Genomic DNA, 21288 nt, shown 5'->3' on the forward strand with positions numbered 1-21288 from the left:
CACGGCCGACAAGATGTCTCCGGCCGCCGCTCGCCGCTCCACCACGGCAAGGCCCTACACCCCGGTATTCATCCCATCCACCAGGGCTTGCGCTCACGGGGCATCAACAGGAATTCAAGATCGTTCACCCTTCCGGTCTTCCCCTCGCCTACGCCCCTGGATGGAACAAGGACGCTTCGGCTTCTTCCCTGAGCTCCGCACCCCGCAGTTACCCGCGACGCACGTCAGGGCGGGAACCAGCCACGGACACAAGCTGGAAGCTACGCAACCGACACCCGTCGGCCCTCCAATCCGCGAGCTCACTCGCAACATGCGACCTCGTGTCGCAGCATCTCCCGCACAGCACCGCCTCAAGAAGCTCTACCTACATCGAACTCCTCTCCGCGTTCGTGACACACGTTCAACGCCTCCCTCTTCCCCGCCCCTGACACCAGCGCCACCGCCGTCCGCATCCACTCCAACGGCGACACCTTCTTCCCCGTCGGCACGACCAAGGTCTCCAGCAGTCCCCGCCGCATCTGCACCGGCGTCTGCTCCACCAGATGGTCGTTGACCGCAGCCAGCCGCTCTGCCCGCACGTTCGTGACAGCGGCGCCAGCGTCGGGACGCCCGGCAGCAACACCCGGTTCTCGATCAGCCACACCACCGCCCGGTCGAACAGCTCCCGCCGCGAATCCCGCGTCTACGCCGCCCACGACGCCACGAACACCCGCAGTTCCGCGTCCGCGAACTCCCGCAACTCCAACAGCTCGCGGGTCTCCCGCGCGTGCTCATGCTGGGTCCGTCTACAGGCGAGTTCGCTCCGTCGTCGTCTGGCGGCTGGCTTGGGTGCGCAAGAGGACAACGGCCAGCATCAGCAGCCACAGCAGGTATCCGCCGATATTGATGCGCTCAAATACCCCGAGCCAGGGCGTTGGTTCGTTCACGGCAAGCCGAGGACCCTCCATGCCCGCCAGAGCGCCAAATACGAAGAGCGTCACCAGCGTCACGAGCGAGTAGAGCCGGAACCTCTTTCCGAACGCTCCGGCCCCGAACCCTATAGCCAGCAAAATGAAGAGCACGATCACAGCGGTAAGAATGGCGTGCATCGTGTCGGTCAGCGTGCCCTCGACCCCTCGGAGGTGGATCGGGAAGAACGGCGTCGCCACCGAGCCGACGACCCCGATCGCGATCAGCAGACCGCCTGTGACGCGCAGAGCGCGATTCCGACCAGCTGATCCCCAGGCACCAATCGCGAAGGCGATCAGGAGCAGGTTGTGCGTGAGAAAGAGCGGAACGACGAGCGGTCTCGATGGAGCGTCAATGGCGAACAGCTCACTGATGGTTTGAGCGGAAGAGCTGTATCCCTCCCATCGCATGGCTGCGAGTAAGGTCGTGATGACGTAGAGCAATGAAGACAGGATGCCGCAGACGAGCAAGACCTTTCGTGCCATCCTTCGCGGGCTTTTCTGTGGGACGTCACGGCGCATCGGCTCCGGAGCCCGATCGATCGTATGTGGCATCGCTGACCTCCCGGGGGCACGGGCTTGAAGGATCGCTCAGCGTTCAGCGTGGTCTGAGTGAGACTGGCCGACCAGGGTCGTGCGGACCGCGATCCTGGGACTTTCGGCAGTGACGGCCTAGAAGTCCGCAGCTCTCAGCGCCTGTTGGATCTCCTGTGCTCCTCGCGCGTACGTGTGCGCGGACCTCCGCCGCTGCATGTGGCTGGACGACGGTTGTCCAGACGAGCCGAGTGTGTTGCGGCCACCAGTTGACCGGGCTGCCGGGGCCACCGACCAGGCCGCCGCCTCGACTCATGCGAGCGCACGAAAACAGGAGAGACGCGCGATGAGGCGGGGTAGCCATCGAAGCCAGCCCCCGTGCACGCCCAGGGCGTTGGGCTTGGGGTGGCGGGCCCTTTGGCCCTTTGAGGGGAACCACGGAGATCGCCTAATGGTAGCTGGCGCTCATGGGAATCGTGAGAGAGGAGCGTCATGGTGCTGAAGGTGGATGTCCCATCCGCACTCGTGTGCGGCGAGGTGGATGAGGGATACGGGCCGGTCGCCGACGCATTCCGCCGCAACTTCGCAGAGCATGGCGAGGTTGGGGCGGCGTGCGCGGTCTACCGCGATGGCCAGAAGGTCGTCGATCTGTGGGGAGGATACAGCGACGGCAAGGCCCGCGTGCCGTGGCGCGAGGACACGATCGTGACGATGTTCTCCACCACCAAGGGAGTCTCCTCGCTGGCGCTCGCGCTGGCGCATTCGCGGGGCCTGCTGGACTACGACATGCGGGTCGCGGCGTACTGGCCCGAGTTCGCCTGGCGGGGAAAGGGGGACATCACCGTCCGCCAGCTGCTGTCCCACCAGGCGGGCCTGCCAGTGATCGAAATCCCGCTGAGCGTCGCCGACCTCGGCGACCTCGACCTGGTGGCCGCAGTGATCGCCCTGCAACGGCCGCTGTGGCCCGCAGGCACCCGGCAGGGCTATCACGGCATCACGCTGGGGTGGTACGAGGGCGAGTTGCTGCGCCGGGTGGACCCGGCGCGACGGTCGCTGGGCCGGTTCTTCGCCGAGGAGATCGCCGCGCCGCTGGGCATCGACTTCTACATCGGCCTGCCGGCCGGAATCGACCCCGAACGCCGTGCGACGATCCACGGCCGCAGCAAGTACGAGTCGCTGCTGCACATCGGCGAGATTCCGCGCGGCATGCTGCTTGGCATGTTGACGCCCAACAGCCTCACCCTCCGAGCGTTCAGCAACCCGCGGGAGCTGCTGGTGGACGTGAACTACAACAACCTTGACGTGCTGAGGGTCGAGTTGCCCGCCGGGAACGGCATCGGTGAGGCGCGCGCTGTGGCGGCGGCTTACGGCGCCGCCGTAGCTGGCGAGCTCGGCCTCACCGCGCAAACCCTGGACGCCCTTGTCCAGCCGGCCCAGCCGCCCAGCGGCGGCCTGTACGACCTGGTCTTGCGGGCACCGGCGATGTACTCGTTGGGTTACTTGAAACCGACTCCAGCCTGGCCCTTCGGCAGCGCGGCCAACGCAGCGTTCGGCACGCCCGGCAACGGCGGCTCGTTTGGTCTCGCCGATCCCGACACCGGCATCGGATACTGCTACGCACCCAACCGTCTCGGGTTCGGTCTCACCGACAAGCGCGAGCTTGCCCTGCGCGACGCGCTCTTCCACAAGGTGCTGGGCGAACGGTCGCAGCTCCCCGACTAGGAGCCGACGGCAGACGGCAGGCCGAAAGATCGCGAGACAGGGCGGGATAAATGGGTAGGAACAGCCTAAAGCAGAGAGGTGTCACATCGACAGCCGTCAGGTCTGTCGCCTGACCTGTTCGAATGGATGGTACGCCGCTGACCCGCCGCACACAGGGCAGCCCACCTTCGCCACCGGTCCATTGGGCTGCGTCCACAGGGGGTTGCGCAGGAGTTCCCGCTGGTCGTGGGTGTGGCGTCGTGAAGTGAGGACAGTCATCGCGCTGCCGCCCGCGGCTGAGGGCTGGTCAGGGAGGAGTTCAAGGAGCAGTACTACGGCGAGGGCTACCAGCCGCCGCTGCGCGCCCGGCTGCGGCGGCGCCTGAGCAAGGGGGGCGCCAGGGTCGGCGAGAAGGTCCACGGCGACATCGCGGCCGGACTGATGACCGCCCCAGCGGTCACGGTCCGGCCGCACGCCTCGGTGGCGGCGGCGATGCGGCTCATGGCCGGGCACGGCGTCAAGCGACTGTTCGTGGTCGACGAGAAAGGCCGCCTGATCGGCATCGTCAGCCGCGGTGACCTGCTGAAAGTGTTTCTGCGCTCCGACGCCGACATCGCCGGGGAAGTGCGCGAGGACATCCTTGATCATTCCCTGTGGGCGGCGACCTCCGACGTCCAGGCCGCCGCGGAGCAGGGCGTGGTGACACTGACCGGAACGATGGAACGACGCAGCGACGCCCAGCTCGCGGTCCGCATGACCGAACGGGTCAACGGCGTGGTCGACGTGATCGACCACGTCACCTGGAGAGTGAACGACGTCCCTGTCTGGAAGGGCCGCTGACCACATTAGGCGCCCGTCGCTCCGCATGAGCGCGCACGATCGTACGAAGGTCCCCTGCCTTCAGGACCTCCTTCCCTATCTCGGTGCAAGAACCAGGACTCAGATTGGAAATAGGAATGACGGAAGGTGCCGGAATGACACGGCCTGTTCTAACTTCCGCGCGCGGTTTCGATGCCGAGCCGGCCCGTGCCGTCTGCGGGCGCGTCTGGAGGCAGAGATGCGTCATGTCACCGTCAAAGAGGTGATGACCTGGCCGGTGATCTCCGTTGGGGAGAACACCTGTTTCAAGGACATCGCCGGAATACTTGTCACTCACGCGGTGAGCGCCCTACCGGTTCTGGATGACGACGGCCATGTCGTGGGTGTCGTCTCCGAGGCCGATCTGTTGCGCAAAGAGGAATTCCGGGAGGAGTTCCTCGGCGAGCGGTATCAGCCCCAGATCCCGTCCGGCCAGGAGCCCGGCACGGGCAAGGCCCGGGGCATGGTGGCTCGGCAGCTGATGAGTACCCCGGCGGTCACCGTCGGAAAGGACGTATCGGTGACGTCCGCCTGCCGCCTGATGCAGAGCCGTGGCGTCAAGCGACTCCCGGTCATCGACGATCACGGCCGCCTGGCGGGCATCGTCAGCCGCTGTGACTTGATGAAGGTGTTCATCCGCTCTGATCGCGACATCGAACGGGAGATTCGAGAGAACGTTCTCATGGAATCGTTGTGGATGGACACCTCGTGCGTTCGGGTCACCGTCAAGGATGGGCTGGTGACGCTGAGCGGGCGGATGATCCTGCGTAGCGACGCCCAGATCGCACTGTGGATGACCAGGCAGGTCAACGGCGTCGTCGACGTGGTCGATGAACTCGTCTGGGACCGTGGCAACACCCCGACTGGGGAGGCGTGCTGAATCATTCGGATGTTGTGACGCCGTACCGGTCGCCTGCCACGCCGACGCGGCAGCCGTTGGAGGAGGAACCAGCGTGACTTACCGCCCCGGACCATGGGTCTTTCGCCATCTGATCTTGAGCCGGAGGTCGGTTCGGCGGTCTCTCACCTCGGCGCAACCTCACGAAAGAGGGGGTTCCGTCCGTGTCCACCATTGACTTGATCAGGATCAACACGGTCATCTTCGACACCGATGGGGTCGTCACCGACACCGCGAGAGTGCACGCCGCCGCGTGGAAACACATGTTCGACACTTTCATGAGAGGCCGCTCGGAGTCGGATGATCGCTGGGCGCCGTTCGACATCCGCGAGGACTACCTGTCTTTCGTCGACGGCCGGCCGCGGCTGGATGGAGTACGGACCTTTCTCGCCTCCCGGGGAATCACGCTGCCGGAGGGAGAACCGTCGGACCCGCCGGGCGCGCCCACGGTTCACGGCCTGGGGATGGCCAAGGATCACTTCTTCCTCAGGCAGGTGGAGCGGGACGGCGTGTCCGCGTTCCCGTCGACCGTGCTGCTCCTGCACGACCTGCGGCATCGCGGGTGCCGTACCGGGGTGGTATCGGCCAGCTGTCATTGCCGGCAGATGGTGCTGGCGGCGGGTGTGATGCACCTGTTCGACGTGCTGGTCGACGGTAACGACATGGCCCGGCGCAAGCTGCCCGGCAAGCCCGATCCGGCGCTCTTCCTGGAGGCGGCAGCACGTCTGGGTGTCCCTCCGGGCAAGACCGCGATCATCGAGGACGCGCTGCCCGGCGTCGAGGCGGGACGACGGGGCGGATTCGGATTGGTCATCGCAGTCGACCGCACCGGGCAGGGCGGCGCGCTCGCCGAGCGCGGAGCGGACATCGTGGTCACCGACCTTGCTGAGCTCGCGATCAGCGGTCACGTTCCGGCTGGCGCCAGATGAACCCCTGGACGCTCGTCTTCGACGGTTTCGACCCAGCCGGGGAAGGGCTTCGCGAGGCCCTGTGCGCGCTGGGCAACGGGTATTTCGCCACCCGCGGCACAGCGTCGGAAGCCGCCGCTGACGACGTGCACTATCCCGGCACTTACATCGCCGGCTGCTACAACCGGCTGACCTCGACGGTCGCCGGCCTGGACGTCACCCATGAGGAGCTCGTCAATGTGCCGGACTGGCGGCTGCTGGTCTTCGCCACGCCGGGATCGGCATGGTTCTCCGCGCGGGAGAGCGACCTGCTCGACTATCGGCAGGAACTCGACATTCGCCACGGCGTGCTGCACCGAGCACTCCGGTTCCGCGACGATCACGGCCGCGTCACCTCGGTCCGAGAGCGTCGCCTGGTCTCCATGGCCGACCCCCATCTCGCCGCTCAGGAGGCCACGTTCACGGCCGAGAACTGGTCAGGGCCTCTTCGCGTGCAGTCCGCCCTCGACGGGCGGGTGACGAATCGAGGTGTCGAGCGCTATCGCGACCTGCGCGGCGACCACCTGACCGATCACTCCACCGGGCAGGATGGCGATGTCACCTGGCTTCGGGTCCGGACCCGCTCCTCCGAGATCACGATCGCGCTCGCCGCCCGGGTGGAATCAGACGAAGGCCGGAGCGAGCTCGTCCAGGAGGCGGGGTGGATCTCCGAGGAGCACGTCCTGGACCTCAGGCAGGGATCTCCCGCGACCGTCACCAAGACCGTCGCGCTCGCGACCTCCCGTGACCACGCCATTACCGACGCGTGCTCGGCCGCGCTGAGGTGGATACGGTTCGCGCCCCGCTTCGGCACCCTGGTGTCGCGGCACCGGCACGCCTGGGATCGGCTGTGGGCGCGCGCCCGGCTCGACCTGGACGATCCCGAAGATGCCCAGAACCTCCACCTGCATACCTTTCACGTGCTGCAGACCCTCTCGCCCCACACCGCTGACCTCGACGTCGGCATGCCGGCCCGTGGCCTCCACGGGGAGGCCTACCGGGGACACGTCTTCTGGGATGAGTTGTTCGTCCTTCCCTGGCTGAACGTGCGGTTCCCCGAAATCTCCCGCGCGCTGCTGCGCTACCGCCATCGCCGGCTGCCCGAGGCGCGGAACGCCGCGAGCGCCCTCGGCCTGCCCGGCGCGATGTTCCCCTGGCAGAGCGGCAGCGACGGGCAGGAGGAGACCCCGTTCCTCCACCTCAATCCGCGCTCCGGTCACTGGCTGCCGGACAATTCCCGGCTGCAGCGACATGTCGGGCTCGCGATCGCCTACAACGTGTGGCAGCACTACGCGGCCACCGGCGACGTGGAATTCCTCACCGGCTCCGGCGCGGAGCTGCTGATCGAGATCGCCAGATTCTTCGCCGCACTGGCGAGATTCGAACCCGCGTCGGGCCGGTACGAGATCCGCGGCGTCATGGGCCCGGACGAGTACCACGAGGCCTACCCCGGCGCGGCCTCCCCCGGCCTGGACAACAACGCCTACACCAACATCATGACCGTGTGGCTGCTGCTTCGCGCGCGCGAGACACTTCGGCTCCTCCCCCAGCGTGAGCGGGGCGAACTGAGTGTGCGCCTCTCCCTCACCGAGGAAGAGCTCGACCGCTGGGAGGAGATCACCCACCGCATGCGGGTGGACTTCCACGACGGGGTGATCAGCCAGTTCACCGGTTATGCCGACCTGCCCGAACTGGCCTGGGACCGCTATCAGGGCGTACGCCGGCTGGACCGGGCACTGGAATCCGACGGGGACAGCCCCAATCGCTACCAGGCCTCCAAACAAGCCGACGTGCTCATGCTGTTCTATCTACTCAACGCGGAAGAATTGCGGGAGATCCTGGACCGCCTCGGTTACCCCGTCAAACCGGACATGATCCAGCGCACCATCCGCTACTACCTTGAGCGGACCTGCCACGGCTCCACGCTGAGCGCCGTCGTGCACGCCTGGGTGCTCTCCAGGTCCGACCGCTCCAGATCATGGCGCTTTCTCACCGAGGCGCTGGGCAGCGACCTCAACGATGTCCAGGGCGGCACCACCGCCGAGGGCATCCACCTGGGTGCGATGGCCGGCACCCTGGACCTGATGCAGCGCTGCTACCTCGGCCTTGAGGTCCATCACGGCAGCCTGTATCTGAACCCGCTCCTGCCCGACCGGCTGGTCACCCTCTCGCTGCCGATCCGTGTCCAGGGCGCCTCCCTGTCCATCGAGGTCGATCACGACCAGGCGCGGATCACCCGCGCCGACGACGGCCCCGCGCACCTGAGAGTCACCGTGCGGGGCAAGTCGGCCATGCTCGAGCGCGGTGCGGGCCACACCTTCTCAGTCAGCCGCGAACATCAGTCGTGAACAGCCCCGAGCGGACCGAAAGTCCCGGCATCGAGGGACCTCCGCCCAGTGCGCCGGACGCCGGCGGGAGATGGGATAAGAAAGCGAGAATCATCTGGTGATCCGTGGGAGACGATCATGCTGGTCCGTGAGGTCATGAGCAGTCCTGTGATCACGCTTCGTTCCGGCGAAGCCGTACGCGAGGCGATCCGGGTGCTGTACGCCAACAACATCACCGCCGCGCCCGTTCTGGGCGATCATGGCGAACTGGTCGGCATCGCCAGCGAGATGGATTTGCTGTGCGGAGCGTTCCTCCCCGACCCGCGGGCAAGCGCGCGCCCCCTCGTGGACAGCGAGGAACCCGCGCCGCGGCACGTGGCCGACGTGATGTCACGTGAAGTCGTCACCGTCTCGGAGACCACGGACATCGCGCTCCTCATCGATCTCTTGGTCGCAAAAAGGATCAAGAGCGTACCGGTCCTCCGGGACGGCGAACTGGTCGGGATGGTGAGCCGACGCGACCTCATAGGGATGCTGGCCCGATCCGACACCGCCCTGCGGGCGGCGGTCATGTCCGCGCTGCGCGAGCAGTACCCGTCCGGCCCGTCGTGGGGGGTGACCGTGCACGAGGGAGAAGTCGTGCTGCACGGCCACGCGGGCGAGCGTATCGACCGGATCGCCGATTTGCTGACCCGGACGGTCCCGGGAGTGAGCCGGGTCCGCCACGTGTGAAGCCATGCCTGGCACCCCGGCACGAGAACGCGGAAGCCCTCGGTCTACGGGACTTCCTCCCCTGTCCAGGTGGAGGCGGTCGCACCAGATTGAAGGCTCGCCGCCCTATGTCGTCCGCTGGCCGGACCAGAAGCACCAGGTTCTCGTCTTCCCCGGCCAGGACGCCCATATCGAACGGCCCTGAACGGCCACGACCATCGAGGATTCGGCCATGGAAGCCAAGCAGTGGACCGTACAGATCTACATCACCGAAGAGGGCGACCAGACCCGCGCGCGAGCGGTCCTGTCCACGCGGGACAAGACCCAGCTGGAGGGGGTCGGGCACGCACGCCGCAATCCGATCGATCGCCCGGTACCCGAGATCGGGGACGAGCTCGCGGCGGCGCGGGCGCTGGCCAAGCTGGCGGACAGTCTGTTCTCCGCCAGCTCTCAGGACATCACCCAGCTGGCCGGGTCGGCGGGACCGGCGACCCCGCGATAGAACCGCCCGGGAACCGCAGGCCCCGAGGCCCGGCCTCAGCCGGCTGGTTCGGGGCCACCGGCAGCGCGCAGCCGTACTGCGGTGACCTTGTACTCGGGGCACGAGGTCACGATGTCGCAGTGGTCGGAGGTGAGCGTGTTCACCCCGGACGGGAAGTGGAAAGCGCAGAACACCTGGCCGGGCGTTACCTCCTCACTGATCCTGACGGCCAGCCGGGCGCGACCGTGTCGGCTCTCCACCACTGCGGCGTCCCCGCCGCGCAGGCCGGATCGGGCGGCGTCGGCGGGATGCACGTCGATCGACTCGTCGGCGTCGATCCGCAGGTTGGCCGTGCGGCGGGTCATGCTGCCCGAGTTGTAGTGCGCCCAGCGGCGCCCGGTGATCAGGATCAGCGGATAGTCCTCATCGGGGCTCTCTCCCGGCGGCAGGTAGGGGGTGGCGGAAAGGCGCGCACGGCCGTCCGGGGTGGCGAACCCCTCGCGGTAGAGGCGTGCCTGCCCAGGAGCGTCTGGGTCCGGGCAGGGCCACGGGATCGCTCCCTCCCGATCCAGTCGCCCATGGGACAGCCCCGCGAACATCGGCGCGACCCGTCCGCTCTCGGCCAGCGCCTCGGCCGGAGTGCGGCAGCCCAGATCGGCGCCGAGCGCCGCGGCCACGGCATGCACGGCCGCGAAGTCGCTCCTGGCCTGCCCGGGCGGGTCGACGGCGGGCCGGACCCGCTGGAAGCGGCGGTCGAAGTTGACGAAGGTCCCGTCCTTCTCCAGCCAGGACGCGGCCGGCAGGACCACGTCCGCGCGGCGGGCGGTCTCGGACAGGAACAGTTCGCTGCACACCACCAGCGGGCAGGCGTCCACCGCCGCGGCAACCTGGGTGGCGTCCGGATCGGTGGCGCACACGTCCTCCCCGACGACCCACAGCGCGCGCAGTCTCCCCTCGCGCGCGGCGGCGAACATCTCGGGTATGCGCAGGCCGGTCCGCTCGGGCACCGGAATCCCCCACACGGCGGCGGCCCTGGCCCGCACGTCCGGGTCGGTCACGCGCTGGTACCCGGGCAGGACATCGGGCAGCGCTCCCATGTCGGAGGCGCCCTGAACATTGTTCTGGCCGCGGAGCGGACTCACCCCCAGCCCGCGGCCGGTCCCGACCGCGCCACGCAGGATCGCCAGGTTGGCCAGGGTGCGCACCCCGTCGGTGCCGTGCAGGTGCTCGGTGACGCCCAGCCCATGAAAGATCGCCGGCCGCTCGGCCCGCCCGTACACGCGGGCGGCGGCGACCAGGTCGCCGGCCGGTACGCCGGTGATGGCCTCGACCCGCTCAGGCGGATAGTCGGCGAGCAGCGCGGTGAGCTCGGCCAGGCCGGTGGCTCGGCGGGCCAGGAACTCCTCGTCGGCCAGGCCCTCGGCGAGCAGCACATGGGCCAGGCCGTGGAAGAGTGCCACGTTGGTGCCCGGCCGGGGCCGCAGGTGCACGTCGGCATGCCGGGCCAGACCGACCTCCCGCGGGTCGGCCACGACAAGCCGCGCTCCGTGAAGCACCCGCTGGAGCAGCCGCGCTCCGGCGACCGGATGCGCGTCGATCGGGTTGGCGCCTACCACGAGCAGGCAGTCGGCCGCGTCCACGTCGTCGAAGGTGTCGGTGCCGCCGGGCAGGCCGAAGGCGGCGGTCAGCCCGGCGGCCGAGGGGGAGTGGCACAGCCGTGAGCAGTTGTCGATGTTGTTGCTGCCGATCACGACCCGCATGAACTTCTGGAGCAGGTAGTTCTCCTCGTTGGTGGACCTGGCCGAAGAGATCGCGGCCACCGCCTCTGGGCCGCCCTCGGCCACCGCGCGGCGAAGGCCACGAGCGATGTGGTCGAGCGCCTCGGCCCAGCTCACCGGTTCCAGGTGGCCGTCGCGGCGCAGCAGCGGCTGGGTGAGCCGGTCCTTCGCGCGCAGGAAGCCGTGGGCGAAGCGGCCCTTTACACAGGCGTGCCCGCGATTGACCGGGCCCTGCCGGTCCGGGACGATCGCCGCCACCTCGCCGTCGCGCGCGAGTACGTCGAGCGAGCAGCCCACCCCGCAGTAGCCGCAGGTGGTGCGGGTCCGGGTCAGCTGCGACCGGCGGGTGCCGATCGGCAGTCCGGGTTCGGTCAGCGCTCCGGTGGGACAGGTGTCCACGCAGCCGCCGCAGGCGACGCAGTCGGAGGTCGCCCACGGACCTCCGGTGCCGGGCGCGACCACCGTGTCGGCGCCCCGGCCGACCAACGTGAGGGCGAAGGTGCCCTGAACCTCGGAGCACATCCGCACGCACCGGCCGCAAGCGATGCACAGGTCGCGGTCGAGCCGAACGTAGGGGTGGGTGTCGTCGCGGCCCCTGCGGTCATCGCCGGATGCCGCCTCGGCCGTGATCCCCAGAGCGTGGCAGGCCTGGGCCAGTTCGCCGTCGCCTTCCAGTGCCCGCGGCGGCAGGGCCGAAACGATCAGTTCCGCCGCGTCGCGGCGCAACGCCCGCACCTCGGCGTCGGCCGTCTCGACCCGGATCCCCTCGGTGGCGGGGGTGACGCAGGCGGCGACCACGCTATCGCCCGCCCGCACCAGGCACATCCGGCAGGAGCCCGCCGGGGTGAGGCGGTCGTCGTGGCAGAGCGTAGGCAAGTCGACTCCGGCCGCGCGTACGGCCATGAGCAGCGAGGCTCCCTCGGCGAGCGTGACGGTGACACCGTCGACCTCGGCCCTCACCGGTCCCACCCCGCGAGCCGGTCGCCGTAGGCGCGGGCCAGGCTGCGTACGGCGGCGGGTACCCGCCGTCCGAAGGCGCACAGGCTGGCCTGGTCCATCACCCGCAACAACCGCGCGTACTCGGGTCCCGGGCCCGTACCGCTCGCGCTGATCTCCAGCCCCCGCCGGGACCCCACCCGGCACGGGGAGCAGGCGCCGCAGCTCTCCTCGGCGGCGAACTCCCACACGTGCCGCAGCACCTCCTCGGGCGCCACCCGCTGATCGAAGGCGACCAGACCGGCGTGGCCCAGGGAGGCGCCCCGGCCGCTCAGCGCGGCCTCGGTCAGCGGCACGTCCAGCTGGTCGGGTGCGAGGAAGCCGCCCAGCGGCCCGCCCACCTGCAATACCGCCAGCTCGGCCCCGTCCCGCAGGCCGCCGCCGAGCTCGGTGACGATCCACCGCACCGAGGTGCCCAACTCGACCTCGTAGCAGCCCGGCCGGTTGAATCGTTCGGACAGGCAGACCAGTTTCGTCCCCGGCTCGCCGGGGGTTCCCCGGCGAGCGTAGGCGGCCCCGCCCCGGCGCATGATCCACGGCACCGCGGCCAGCGTCTCGACGTTGTTCACCACCGTTGGGGCACCCCACAGCCCGTACCGTGTCGGGTAGGGCGGGCGCGGCCGGGCGCACCCGCGGCCCCCCTCCAATCCGGCGATGAGCGCGGTCTCCTCACCGGCCACGTAGGAACCCGCGCCCGCCACCACGTGGACATCAAGGTCGACGCCGCTGCCGTGAATCATGCGGCCCAGATGCCCGGCGGTGTACGCCCGGTCGACCGCGGCCCGCATCTGGACCAGCGCCCGCGGGTACTCCGAACGAATCAGGACCAGGCCGAGCCGGGCTCCGGTGGCCAGGCAGGCCAGCGCCAGCCCTTCCAGCACGCGCGCCGGGTCGGCCTCCATCAGCAGCCGGTCGGCGTAGGAGCCGGGGTCCCCTTCGTCGCCGTTGGCGACCACCACGGTGTCCGGCGCGCCGCCCGCGGCCCATTTGGCGGCGACGGGAAACCCGGCCCCGCCGCGCCCGCGCAGACCCGACACGGCTACTTCGGCGCGGACCGATTCCGGTGTGACCGTACGCACGATCTCCGGCCACACCCGCCACGACGTGTCGCCGGCGACGACACCGGCGAGTACCACCGGATCACCGGTGGCGTCGGCGGCCGGGATCGCCGGGGCCGACGGCGAGACGCGTCCGCGGAGCTGATCGGCGATGCCGGGACCGGTGCAGGGGATGTCGCCGTCGAGGCACGCCGGGCTTGCGTAGCAGAAGCCGAGACAGCGGACCGCCTGGACCGACGCTTGCGGGTCGATGCCGGCGAGAGCGTCGCGCAGCCCGGCCAGCGGCGCACCGGCCCCGGCGGCGAAGCACGCCGCCGCGGTGCAGACCCGGACGTGACGACGACCGTGGTGGGCCGCCAGGTCAGCGTAGTAGCTCGCGGGCCCCAGGCCGGCAGCCGACGGCAAGCCGAACTGGGCGGCCACCGCAGGAGCCCAGGACTGCGGGTCGCCAGACGCGGCCGCCGAAGCCGCGGCCAGGGATTCCAGCAACCGGACACCGGGACGCCCACGTCGCTCGGCCAGCGCCCGGAAGGCGTCGAAGCGACCTTCCGTCATAAGCCCCATCATTGTCTGTCCTTCTTCGCGGTGGCGAGGTCGTCGCCGCTGCTCAGAGAACCTTGAAGCGCTGTATGCCAGATCCAGACCTTTGCTGCCCGAGGCGCTCAATGCTCGACGACAGTCTGTGGCTCGCCGCGGCACATGCATGGCGGCACCCCACGCCGCACGCGTCTATGGACCTACAGTCGCTGATTTACGACGTCGAAGCCGTCGGCGCGATTGTTCGCCGAGACGCTCATCGGCTGGCGGCAGAGGTTCCCCGATGTCCCGCTCATTGAACATGTCGTTCACCAGCATCCGGCAAAGGCGCTGATCGAGGCATCGAGGGCGGCCGATTTGGTGGTCATCGGGGCTCGTGAAGGCATGCGTACCCTTCTCGGCCTCGGCGCCGCCGCCCACGCCGTCCTCCACCACGCCCACGCCCCCGTCCTAGTGGCACGTCCCCGGCCACAGGAGTCAGCGCCGCTGGCCGGGGAAGGCTCAGGTGAGGAAGACTGCCACGAGTCAGGCGGTCATGGCCGTATGAGCTGGGGGGCGGAGTGATGGAGAGCTCGTCGTCGCGGCCGTGGGCGCAGATCAAGGAGACGCACACCGCCGTCGTCCTCCTTCTCGGTGACCGTGCCTACAAGCTGAAGAAACCCGTGAACCTGGAGTTCCTGGACTTCACCACGCTTACGGCCCGGCAAGCCGTCTGCCAGGAGGAGGTGCGACTCAACCAGCGCCTGGCACCGCGTGTCTACGAAGGGGTGGCCGATGTGCTGGGCCCTGATGGGAAGATCTGCGAGCATCTCGTCGTCATGCGGCGGATGCCGGACGAGCGGCGTCTGGCGGCGCTCGTCCGAGCCGGCAGACAGGTAGAGGGAGATCTGCGGCAAATCGCCCGCATGGTCGCGACCATGCACGGACAGGCCCGCCACGGGCCCTTGATCGACCAGCAGGGCGACCGTGCGGCGCTGCGAGCCCGCTGGTCGGCCAGTTTCCACCAGGTCAGAGAGCTCCCCGCCGTCCTGGACGCCGAGACGGCAGAGGAGGTCGAGCGGCTGGCGCTGCGCTTTCTCGACGGCCGCGGCCCCCTGTTCGCCGCCCGGATCGGGGAAGGCCGCATCGTGGAGGGTCACGGCGACCTCCTCGCCGAGGACATCTTCTGCCTGGACGAAGGCCCGCAGATCCTGGACTGCATCGAGTTCGACGAACGGCTGCGATTTGTCGACGGCCTCGACGACGCCGCCTTCCTCGCCATGGACCTGGAGCGGCTCGGCGCGCCCCGCCTGGCGGAGTTGTTCCTGCACTGGTACGCCGAGTTCACCGGAGACTCCGCTCCCCCGTCGTTGTGGCACCACTACGTCGCCTATCGCGCCTTCGTCCGGACCAAAGTCGCCTGCCTGCGCCACTGGCAGGGGGACGCCGAGTCCGCGCGGGAGGCCCGCGACCTGGCCGGCCTGGCACTCCGCCACCTGCGAGCCGGCACCGTCGTCCTGGTGCTGGTGGGCGGGTCGCCGGGGGCCGGTAAGTCCACTCTGGCCGGCGCCATCGCCGATCGTCTCGGCTATACGGTGCTGGGAAGCGACCAGACCCGCAAAGAACTCGCGGGCATCGCGGCAGGGCGGTCGGCGGCGGCGCCTTTCGGTGAGGGCATCTACCGCCGGGAGTGGACCGAGCGAACCTACGACGAACTGCTGGCCCGGGCCGAGATGCTCCTTCAGCGCGGCGAGTCGGTGATCCTGGACGCCTCCTGGATCGACGTCGCGCACCGGCAGGCCGCCGAGCGGGTGGCTCAGCGCTGCGCCGCCGACCTCGTGGCGCTGCGCTGCACCGTCCTGCCACAGATCGCCGCCGAGCGCCTGGCGCACCGTACCGCAGGCAGCTCAGACGCTGATCAGCGGATCGCCGCCGCGATGACGGAGCGGATGGCGGCCTGGCCGGAAGCGATCGAGATCGACACCGGCGCGGTGCCGGGGCAGGCGCTGGATCGGGCGCTGTCGGCCCTCCGCCCCGCCTCGGAGACACCCGCCTGGCGGTTCCGGCGACCTCTCATGGAACCCGACTGATACCGGCGAGGTCGCAGGACCGAGACGGTTCCGGCAGAACGCCTTGCCGATCTCGGCCGGACGTCCTGGCGCTGATCGCCGCCGTCCTGTCATCGTGTGGGGGACAGGCGAGATCCGCAGGAGGGCGCGACACCGTCATTGAAGGACGGGATGAGCGCGGGCTGCACGGCCACCACGGGGCAGGACGGCCAGCGCAGGCAGGTCAGCAGGATGGCGCCCAGGCGCCCGTCGCCCGCCCGATGGGCGGTCGAACCCAGAACCAGCAGATCCGCCTCGCTGTCCGATCCTGACGGCGGCCGCCGATCGGCAGTCGGCTCCACTGGGTCATCTGCGTCCTCCTCACAGCATCGCGAGCAGGTCGCGCGAGCCGGACCGGGCGCGCAACCGTGCCAGGGATCGGTCCTCCAGCAGCCGCACCCAGATGCGGGGCATGCCGAGCCGGCGTCCTACCTGCCCGAGTGTGTACGTCCGGCCGTCGTCCAGCCCGTACTTCAAGCTCAGGACCTGAGCCTCGCGGGCGTCGAGATCGCTCAGCATGGCCCGCACTCCGGCCGACAGTTCGGCGCTCTCCACGACCGCGTCGGGCCGGCGGCCCTCCTGGTCGGGCGCCTCGACGACCGGCACGGCGGCAAGCAGGGGCTGCTCCGCCAGAAGCCGGCGGATCGCCTTGCGGACCCACCACATCGCGTACGTCGAGAACTTGGCGCCCCGCCTGTAGTCGAAGCGGTCGACGGCGTCGATCAAGCCGACGTCGCCTTCCTGGATGGCGTCGTCCGCCGCGCGAAGGCGTCCAAAGCGGACGTGTCCGCAGAAGTGAGCAGGGAACGCCGTTCCGCCTCCCGCACCAGCGTGTCCAGCAGGTGTTCTGGGACTCACCGTTCCATCAAGCCGTCAGGATCCGACACGGTAGGGGCGCATCATCTCGTTGTCCTCGTGTTCGAGGACATGGCAGTGCCACACGTACAGGCCGGCCTGGTCGAACCTCGCCTTGATCATTGTGACCTCGTTCGGATAGGCGATCACCGTGTCCTTGTAACCGGTCTCCCAGCGCTCCTGGGACCTGATGGCGCCCCCGAACGGCTGCCGTCCCACGAGCTGGAACTGAACCTCATGGATATGGATGGGATGGGCGTCCTTGGTGAAGTTGTGGATCTCCCATACCTCGGTGGCCCCCACGGAGGGGTTCTCGGTGATGGGATCGGACCACATCATGACTGTCGGCCCCGGCATGGTGCCGAGCAGCGCCGCCGTCGGGCTGACCCCGGGAATGGTCACGGAACCGCGCTCCAGCAGGGCGACCTTGCGTGTCGTCGACGCCTCGCCCAATGGAACGAACGAGGGCAGGGCGAGCTGGTCGGCGGGAACCGTGGTGTCGGGTCCCAGGAGCGACCGCACGGTGAACTTCAGCACCTGTCCCGTGGTCGCGGGATTCGAGGGCGCCGACCTCATGTCCCCTTGAAACGGTCCGTCGGGACCTTCATTGATGAGGAACAGATCCGTGCCCACCGGGATACCGGTGAAATCGACGATCACGTCGGCTCGCTCGGCGGGGGCCAGCAGCAAGCCAGCGCGTTCCAACGGCCTCGGCAGGAAACCTCCGTCCGACCCGATCTGCCAGAAGGGCACCACCGCCGTCGCGGGACGCTTGCAGAGCGGGTTGGTGACTATCTTGAGCACCACAAACCGGGAATTGCACCCGTTGAGGATCCGAAAACGGAACCGGCGCGGCTCGACCACCAGGAACGGCCAGGTCCGGCCATTAACCATTATGGTGTCGCCGTAGAACTCCGGGTTCCAGACAGGTGGCACGTCACTGCCGGGGATGTACGGCCCCGCGAACAGATCGAAATACCTGCGGCTTCCCGGGTAGAACAGCGAGCCGTCGGCGGCGAAAGACCGGTCCTGGATAACCACGGGGATCTCGTGATATGGCGCGTTCGCGGAGCCACCGGCCGCGGGAGCCGGTGTCGGCAGAACACCCGGTGGCAGGTCGGCCGATCCGCCGCGGAGAAGATAGAAACCAGCCAAGCCCGCGTAGACGTTGAGCCTGGTGATCCCCAGGGTGTGATCGTGATACCACATCGTGGCGGGTCGCTGCTGGTTGGCGTACTGGAACACGGCCGAACCCCGCCCCCAGGGGATGCCTTCGCGGGCGGCGAAGCGGGCCGAGAAGTCCGCGTACCGGGAACCCTCGGTGGCGAAACCGCGGGGCACGTTCCGTGCGGCCGGCAGATACCACGCCTCGGGATACCCGTCGTTGTCGTCGGTGTTGTGCCCGCCGTGCAGGTGGGTGACGATCGGCACCGGCCCCCGATAGCGGCCGGGCGTCGAAGCGAACCCCGGGCGCGAATCACGCCCGGACACCCCGCCGGGAGGGTTGGCCCAATGAAGCGTCGGGTCAACCGGCAACGGATGCGGCAGGAAATCCCCGTTCCCGTCCATCAGCGCGTTCACCCACGTGACCCGAACCGGACGGCCGACAACGGCCTCGACGGTGAACCCCGGGCTGCTGAAGGTCCGTGGATGCCGCTGCGATCCGTATCCCCACACAGTGGTCTCCGGACTGCCTGGGGGCAGGATCTGCTGCCGGAACTGCCGGACCCCGATCACGTAACAGTCCAGGCCCTTCTCTACGGAGACGGGCGGCATCACCGGCGGCACCGGCAGCGGCGTGACGTACTTGGCCAGCGTCGCCGGGTTCAGCCTGCCGCCCGTGCGCCTCGATCCAACCCCGCGAGAGGCGAGCAGGGCGCTCGCGGCCGTACCGGCCTTGAAGAGTTGACGCCGCGTGATCATACGTGTGGCTCCCGTCCGTTGGGCTCTGGACAGAACGTCACCACTGACATACTCACGGAGACACGAGATGCCGAATAATCACCGGATATAGGCCCAGGTATGAGACAACCCGCTAAAGCATGATCCGCTTGTTCGCGGCGAGATTGATCTGCCGCATGAGGTCACCCCAGGACGAGGGCGCCGTCGGGCGCCCTCGTCCATGAGGACCGGCCTGGCGACGTTGAAATCGCCTTTACCGGTGGCCCGATGCCGCCGGGACTCGGTTGTGATCCCGGTCGAGATCACCGTCGGTTTCGAGAACCTGACGAGATGTGGTCACGTTGCCGGGACTACGGCCACGGGACAGGTCGCCTCCTGGAGGAGTGCTCCGGCCGTCGGCCCGAGACCTTCGTGCCGTCCCACGACAATGAGTGAGGCATCTCGCGACGCCTCTTGCAGAGCCGACCCTGGCAGCATGGTCACCACGCTGGTGTCGACCCTTACCAACGGATGTTCCTCCTGCCACGGCTTCAGGCGCATGCGCAGAGCGTCATCCTGGCACGGTGGGACCACGGATTCGCCCGCACGGGCGAATGGCGTCGCAACGGCCCGTGACGCCGGTGCCGGCTCCGCCTGGAGGGCGACCAGTCTCACCCGTCTCAGCTCCGCCTCCTTGAACGCGAAACCCATCACGGCGTCATCCGGCGCCGACCCGACACCGACGACCAGAGGTCCCGGATGCGCCGGCACCGGTATCGGCCCGGCCCCTCGGACCACGATGACCGGGCAGCTGGCATGGGAAGCAACGTGAACGGCGACCGAGCCGACCGCCGCCCGCTCCGTCGCCCCGAGACCTCGGGAGCCGACGACGACGAGTCCGGCTTCGCCCGAGAGTTCCGCAAGTCGCTCTGATGCGCTTCCCTCGTGAAGGTCGGCACGAACCTCGGCGACCGTACTGCACGAGCGCGCGCAGTCGGCGCCGTGCCATAGCACGTGCTCGGCCGCATTCCGCAGATGTGACTTCGCCTCCTCGCTCGCCTCCCCGTACGGCCACGACCAGGCGTGCATGACGATTAGCGGGGAGCGTCTGAGCTCGGCCTCGTCCATCGCCCAGTACAGCGCCTGCATCGAGTAGTCAGAGCCGTCATAACCCATGACGACTGCCCGGTTCGATGTCAATGCCATCACCTCCGCAGTGAATCGAAGTGCCCATGGGGCCAGCTCAAGGCGTCCTGCACAATTGCAAATACGGTCATTTCGATCATCACGAAAGCACACAGCCGCGTTGTAGGGCCTGCGGGCCTGGAGCCATGGGACGTTAGTCCTTATCTGCCCGCCTGGGATGGCCCTCTCGTTGCCACGCGGCACGGCCGGCGGATGGGCCCATCGAACCCAGGTCAGCGGCATGGTCACCGACCTGAACCCGGACCTGAGACCTCGGAAAAGGGCTTAAGCCCCTGGTAGGCCGGCGTTCCGCCAACGCAGATTGAAAGGGATGACGGTTATTGCCGCTCCAGCGTCCGCGCGTTGTCGCGTTTGCCGCGGCCGAACGCGACCAGGGCGAAGCACGTGTGACGAACGAAAGCGGGGAGCGCCCAGACGCCTGGAATCCGAATAGCTATGGAGCCACCCGTGAATCAGAACCGGAACGGCACCGTGAAGATCACCTGGCACGGCGGTAGCCGCTTTGACATCCACCCTCAAACGGCTCCGCTCAGGCGCACGTCAGCGTGGGCGGGACCAACCGAAGGGACTCCCGGAACTGCGGATCAAACTGGTGCCTCTTGCTTGCCACGACCAACCTTCGGTCGGCGGTGGACTCGCGTCAGCGGGTGAGCACCACGTTCAGGGCTCCGGTGTCCTGCGGGCGGGCGAAGACATCGTAGGCCTCCTCCATCTCGGGGAAGGCGAACCGGTGGGTGATGAAAACTGGCCGGTGTCCAGCCGTCCCGCCACGATCATGCTGAGCAGCGTGGGTGTCGGGTACGTGTCGACCAGGCCCGTGATGATCGTCACGTTGCGGATCCACAGGTCCTCCAGGTGGAGGGTGGCCGGCTTACCGTGCACGCCGATGTTGGCGACGTGGCCGCCCGGGCGGACCAGACGCGTGCACAGCTCGAAGGTCTCCGGCACTCCGACGGCCTCGATCGCGACGTCGGCGCCCAGTCCGCCGGTCAGCTCGGCCACCGCCGCGACCGCGTCGGTTCCAGCGCCGATGGCGACGTCGGCCCCGAAGTTCTTGGCCGCCTGGAGCCGTGCCTCCTGGCATTGCCCGTACATGCCGGTCGGCAATAGCGGCAGCGCCCGCAAGCCGAGATGCACGAAACCAGGACCCGGTCGCCGGGCCTGAGGCCGACCGCTGCACCCGTCTCGACGACGGTGCCGACCGCCTCGTGGCCGAGGATCCGGCCCGGCTCGCACGTGGGCACGTCGCCCTTGAGTATGTGACAGGTCGGTTCCGCAGATCGTCACCGCGTCCACGCGCCGTGGACGCCCGGATCCGGATCGCCCCCTGCGACCCACAGCGATACCCAGATCGCGGCCCGCATGACCGGCCGCGTCAACGGTGTCGTCGATGTCATCAACCAGCTCGAATGGAACGAAGAGGACGAACCTCGGCGGGGCGCGCGATAGCCATGCTCACCAGCGAAGCCATGACCAGTCCCGTGAT

The 21288-nt window shown here is 68.7% G+C and carries 18 protein-coding genes; 9 read left to right on the forward strand and 9 right to left on the reverse strand.

The features are described 5' to 3' along the window. Positions 1-350: 350 nt before the first annotated feature. Positions 351-695 carry a hypothetical protein gene (locus ABGB08_RS33930; RefSeq protein ID WP_347598822.1) on the reverse strand — a complete coding sequence of 115 codons (345 nt, stop codon included), beginning with the start codon at positions 693-695 and terminating at the stop codon, positions 351-353. Positions 696-785: 90 nt separating this feature from the next. Continuing rightward, complete coding sequence (locus ABGB08_RS33935) at positions 786-1433, reverse strand: DUF998 domain-containing protein (RefSeq protein ID WP_347598825.1); 648 nt, start codon at positions 1431-1433, stop codon at positions 786-788. A 540-nt stretch (positions 1434-1973) separates the two neighbouring features. On the opposite strand from ABGB08_RS33935, the gene ABGB08_RS33940 reads away from it, so the two are divergent. From ABGB08_RS33940 to ABGB08_RS33975, 8 genes are all read left to right on the forward strand, one after another. Next, the gene (locus tag ABGB08_RS33940) at positions 1974-3203 is read left to right on the forward strand and encodes a serine hydrolase domain-containing protein (protein ID WP_347598828.1); all 1230 of its coding nucleotides are present in this window, start codon (positions 1974-1976) and stop codon (positions 3201-3203) included. Between the two features lie 420 nt (positions 3204-3623). After that, positions 3624-4022, forward strand: a complete 399-nt coding sequence (locus ABGB08_RS33945; RefSeq protein ID WP_347598831.1) for a CBS domain-containing protein — start codon at positions 3624-3626, stop codon at positions 4020-4022. Positions 4023-4239: 217 nt separating this feature from the next. Beyond that, a complete protein-coding gene (locus tag ABGB08_RS33950; RefSeq protein ID WP_347598833.1) occupies positions 4240-4920 on the forward strand; it encodes a CBS domain-containing protein in 681 nt (226 codons plus the stop codon). A 182-nt stretch (positions 4921-5102) separates the two neighbouring features. Continuing rightward, positions 5103-5867: an HAD-IA family hydrolase gene (locus ABGB08_RS33955; protein ID WP_347598836.1), complete on the forward strand. Its 765-nt coding sequence runs from the start codon at positions 5103-5105 to the stop codon at positions 5865-5867. Next, a complete protein-coding gene (locus tag ABGB08_RS33960; RefSeq protein ID WP_347598838.1) occupies positions 5864-8233 on the forward strand; it encodes a glycosyl hydrolase family 65 protein in 2370 nt (789 codons plus the stop codon). The genes ABGB08_RS33955 and ABGB08_RS33960 overlap by 4 nt, the downstream gene beginning before the upstream one ends. A 117-nt stretch (positions 8234-8350) precedes the next feature. Further along, positions 8351-8944: a CBS domain-containing protein gene (locus tag ABGB08_RS33965; protein WP_347598840.1), complete on the forward strand. Its 594-nt coding sequence runs from the start codon at positions 8351-8353 to the stop codon at positions 8942-8944. Between the two features lie 4 nt (positions 8945-8948). Next, complete coding sequence (locus ABGB08_RS33970; RefSeq protein ID WP_347598842.1) at positions 8949-9128, forward strand: DUF1918 domain-containing protein; 180 nt, start codon at positions 8949-8951, stop codon at positions 9126-9128. A 27-nt stretch (positions 9129-9155) separates the two neighbouring features. Beyond that, positions 9156-9425 (forward strand): dsRBD fold-containing protein, encoded by a 270-nt coding sequence (locus ABGB08_RS33975; RefSeq protein ID WP_347598844.1) that lies wholly within the window; start codon positions 9156-9158, stop codon positions 9423-9425. A gap of 35 nt (positions 9426-9460) precedes the next feature. On the opposite strand, the gene fdhF is transcribed toward ABGB08_RS33975, so the two are convergent. Both fdhF and ABGB08_RS33985 read right to left on the reverse strand, forming a co-directional pair. After that, entirely contained in the window at positions 9461-12142 is a 2682-nt protein-coding gene (gene fdhF / locus ABGB08_RS33980; RefSeq protein ID WP_347598847.1) for a formate dehydrogenase subunit alpha, read from the reverse strand. Further along, positions 12139-13791, reverse strand: a complete 1653-nt coding sequence (locus tag ABGB08_RS33985) for an NADH-ubiquinone oxidoreductase-F iron-sulfur binding region domain-containing protein (protein WP_347598850.1) — start codon at positions 13789-13791, stop codon at positions 12139-12141. The genes fdhF and ABGB08_RS33985 overlap by 4 nt, the downstream gene beginning before the upstream one ends. Positions 13792-14336: 545 nt before the next feature. On the opposite strand from ABGB08_RS33985, the gene ABGB08_RS33990 reads away from it, so the two are divergent. Next, the gene (locus ABGB08_RS33990) at positions 14337-15842 is read left to right on the forward strand and encodes an AAA family ATPase (RefSeq protein ID WP_347598853.1); all 1506 of its coding nucleotides are present in this window, start codon (positions 14337-14339) and stop codon (positions 15840-15842) included. An 89-nt stretch (positions 15843-15931) separates the two neighbouring features. Here the strand turns inward: ABGB08_RS33990 and ABGB08_RS33995 are convergent, their stop codons facing one another. From ABGB08_RS33995 to ABGB08_RS34015, 5 genes are all read right to left on the reverse strand, one after another. Then, positions 15932-16162 carry a hypothetical protein gene (locus ABGB08_RS33995; protein WP_347598856.1) on the reverse strand — a complete coding sequence of 77 codons (231 nt, stop codon included), beginning with the start codon at positions 16160-16162 and terminating at the stop codon, positions 15932-15934. 19 nt (positions 16163-16181) lie between these two features. Beyond that, a complete protein-coding gene (locus ABGB08_RS34000) occupies positions 16182-16718 on the reverse strand; it encodes a sigma-70 family RNA polymerase sigma factor (protein ID WP_347598859.1) in 537 nt (178 codons plus the stop codon). 15 nt (positions 16719-16733) lie between these two features. After that, on the reverse strand, positions 16734-18638 hold the full coding sequence (locus ABGB08_RS34005) for a multicopper oxidase (protein WP_347598862.1): 1905 nt from the start codon (positions 18636-18638) through the stop codon (positions 16734-16736). A 315-nt stretch (positions 18639-18953) separates the two neighbouring features. Continuing rightward, positions 18954-19802 carry a universal stress protein gene (locus ABGB08_RS34010; protein WP_347598865.1) on the reverse strand — a complete coding sequence of 283 codons (849 nt, stop codon included), beginning with the start codon at positions 19800-19802 and terminating at the stop codon, positions 18954-18956. Positions 19803-20462: 660 nt separating this feature from the next. Continuing rightward, the gene (locus tag ABGB08_RS34015; RefSeq protein ID WP_347598868.1) at positions 20463-20939 is read right to left on the reverse strand and encodes a zinc-binding dehydrogenase; all 477 of its coding nucleotides are present in this window, start codon (positions 20937-20939) and stop codon (positions 20463-20465) included. Positions 20940-21288 lie beyond the last annotated feature (349 nt).

It is taken from the genome of Acrocarpospora sp. B8E8 (genome assembly GCF_039871605.1).
Taxonomy (GTDB): domain Bacteria; phylum Actinomycetota; class Actinomycetes; order Streptosporangiales; family Streptosporangiaceae; genus Acrocarpospora; species Acrocarpospora macrocephala.

Excerpts from the sequence above, each read along its gene's own strand:
- ABGB08_RS33935 (WP_347598825.1), bottom strand. The coding sequence starts at position 1,433 with ATGGCACGAAAGGTCTTGCTCGTCTGCGGCATCCTGTCTTCATTGCTC.
- ABGB08_RS33940 (WP_347598828.1), top strand. The coding sequence starts at position 1,974 with ATGGTGCTGAAGGTGGATGTCCCATCCGCACTCGTGTGCGGCGAGGTG.
- ABGB08_RS33945 (WP_347598831.1), top strand. The coding sequence starts at position 3,624 with ATGACCGCCCCAGCGGTCACGGTCCGGCCGCACGCCTCGGTGGCGGCG.
- ABGB08_RS33950 (WP_347598833.1), top strand. The coding sequence starts at position 4,240 with ATGCGTCATGTCACCGTCAAAGAGGTGATGACCTGGCCGGTGATCTCC.
- ABGB08_RS33960 (WP_347598838.1), top strand. The coding sequence starts at position 5,864 with ATGAACCCCTGGACGCTCGTCTTCGACGGTTTCGACCCAGCCGGGGAA.
- ABGB08_RS33965 (WP_347598840.1), top strand. The coding sequence starts at position 8,351 with ATGCTGGTCCGTGAGGTCATGAGCAGTCCTGTGATCACGCTTCGTTCC.
- ABGB08_RS33970 (WP_347598842.1), top strand. The coding sequence starts at position 8,949 with ATGCCTGGCACCCCGGCACGAGAACGCGGAAGCCCTCGGTCTACGGGA.
- ABGB08_RS33975 (WP_347598844.1), top strand. The coding sequence starts at position 9,156 with ATGGAAGCCAAGCAGTGGACCGTACAGATCTACATCACCGAAGAGGGC.
- ABGB08_RS33985 (WP_347598850.1), bottom strand. The coding sequence starts at position 13,791 with ATGACGGAAGGTCGCTTCGACGCCTTCCGGGCGCTGGCCGAGCGACGT.
- ABGB08_RS33990 (WP_347598853.1), top strand. The coding sequence starts at position 14,337 with ATGGAGAGCTCGTCGTCGCGGCCGTGGGCGCAGATCAAGGAGACGCAC.
- ABGB08_RS34005 (WP_347598862.1), bottom strand. The coding sequence starts at position 18,638 with ATGATCACGCGGCGTCAACTCTTCAAGGCCGGTACGGCCGCGAGCGCC.
- ABGB08_RS34010 (WP_347598865.1), bottom strand. The coding sequence starts at position 19,802 with ATGGCATTGACATCGAACCGGGCAGTCGTCATGGGTTATGACGGCTCT.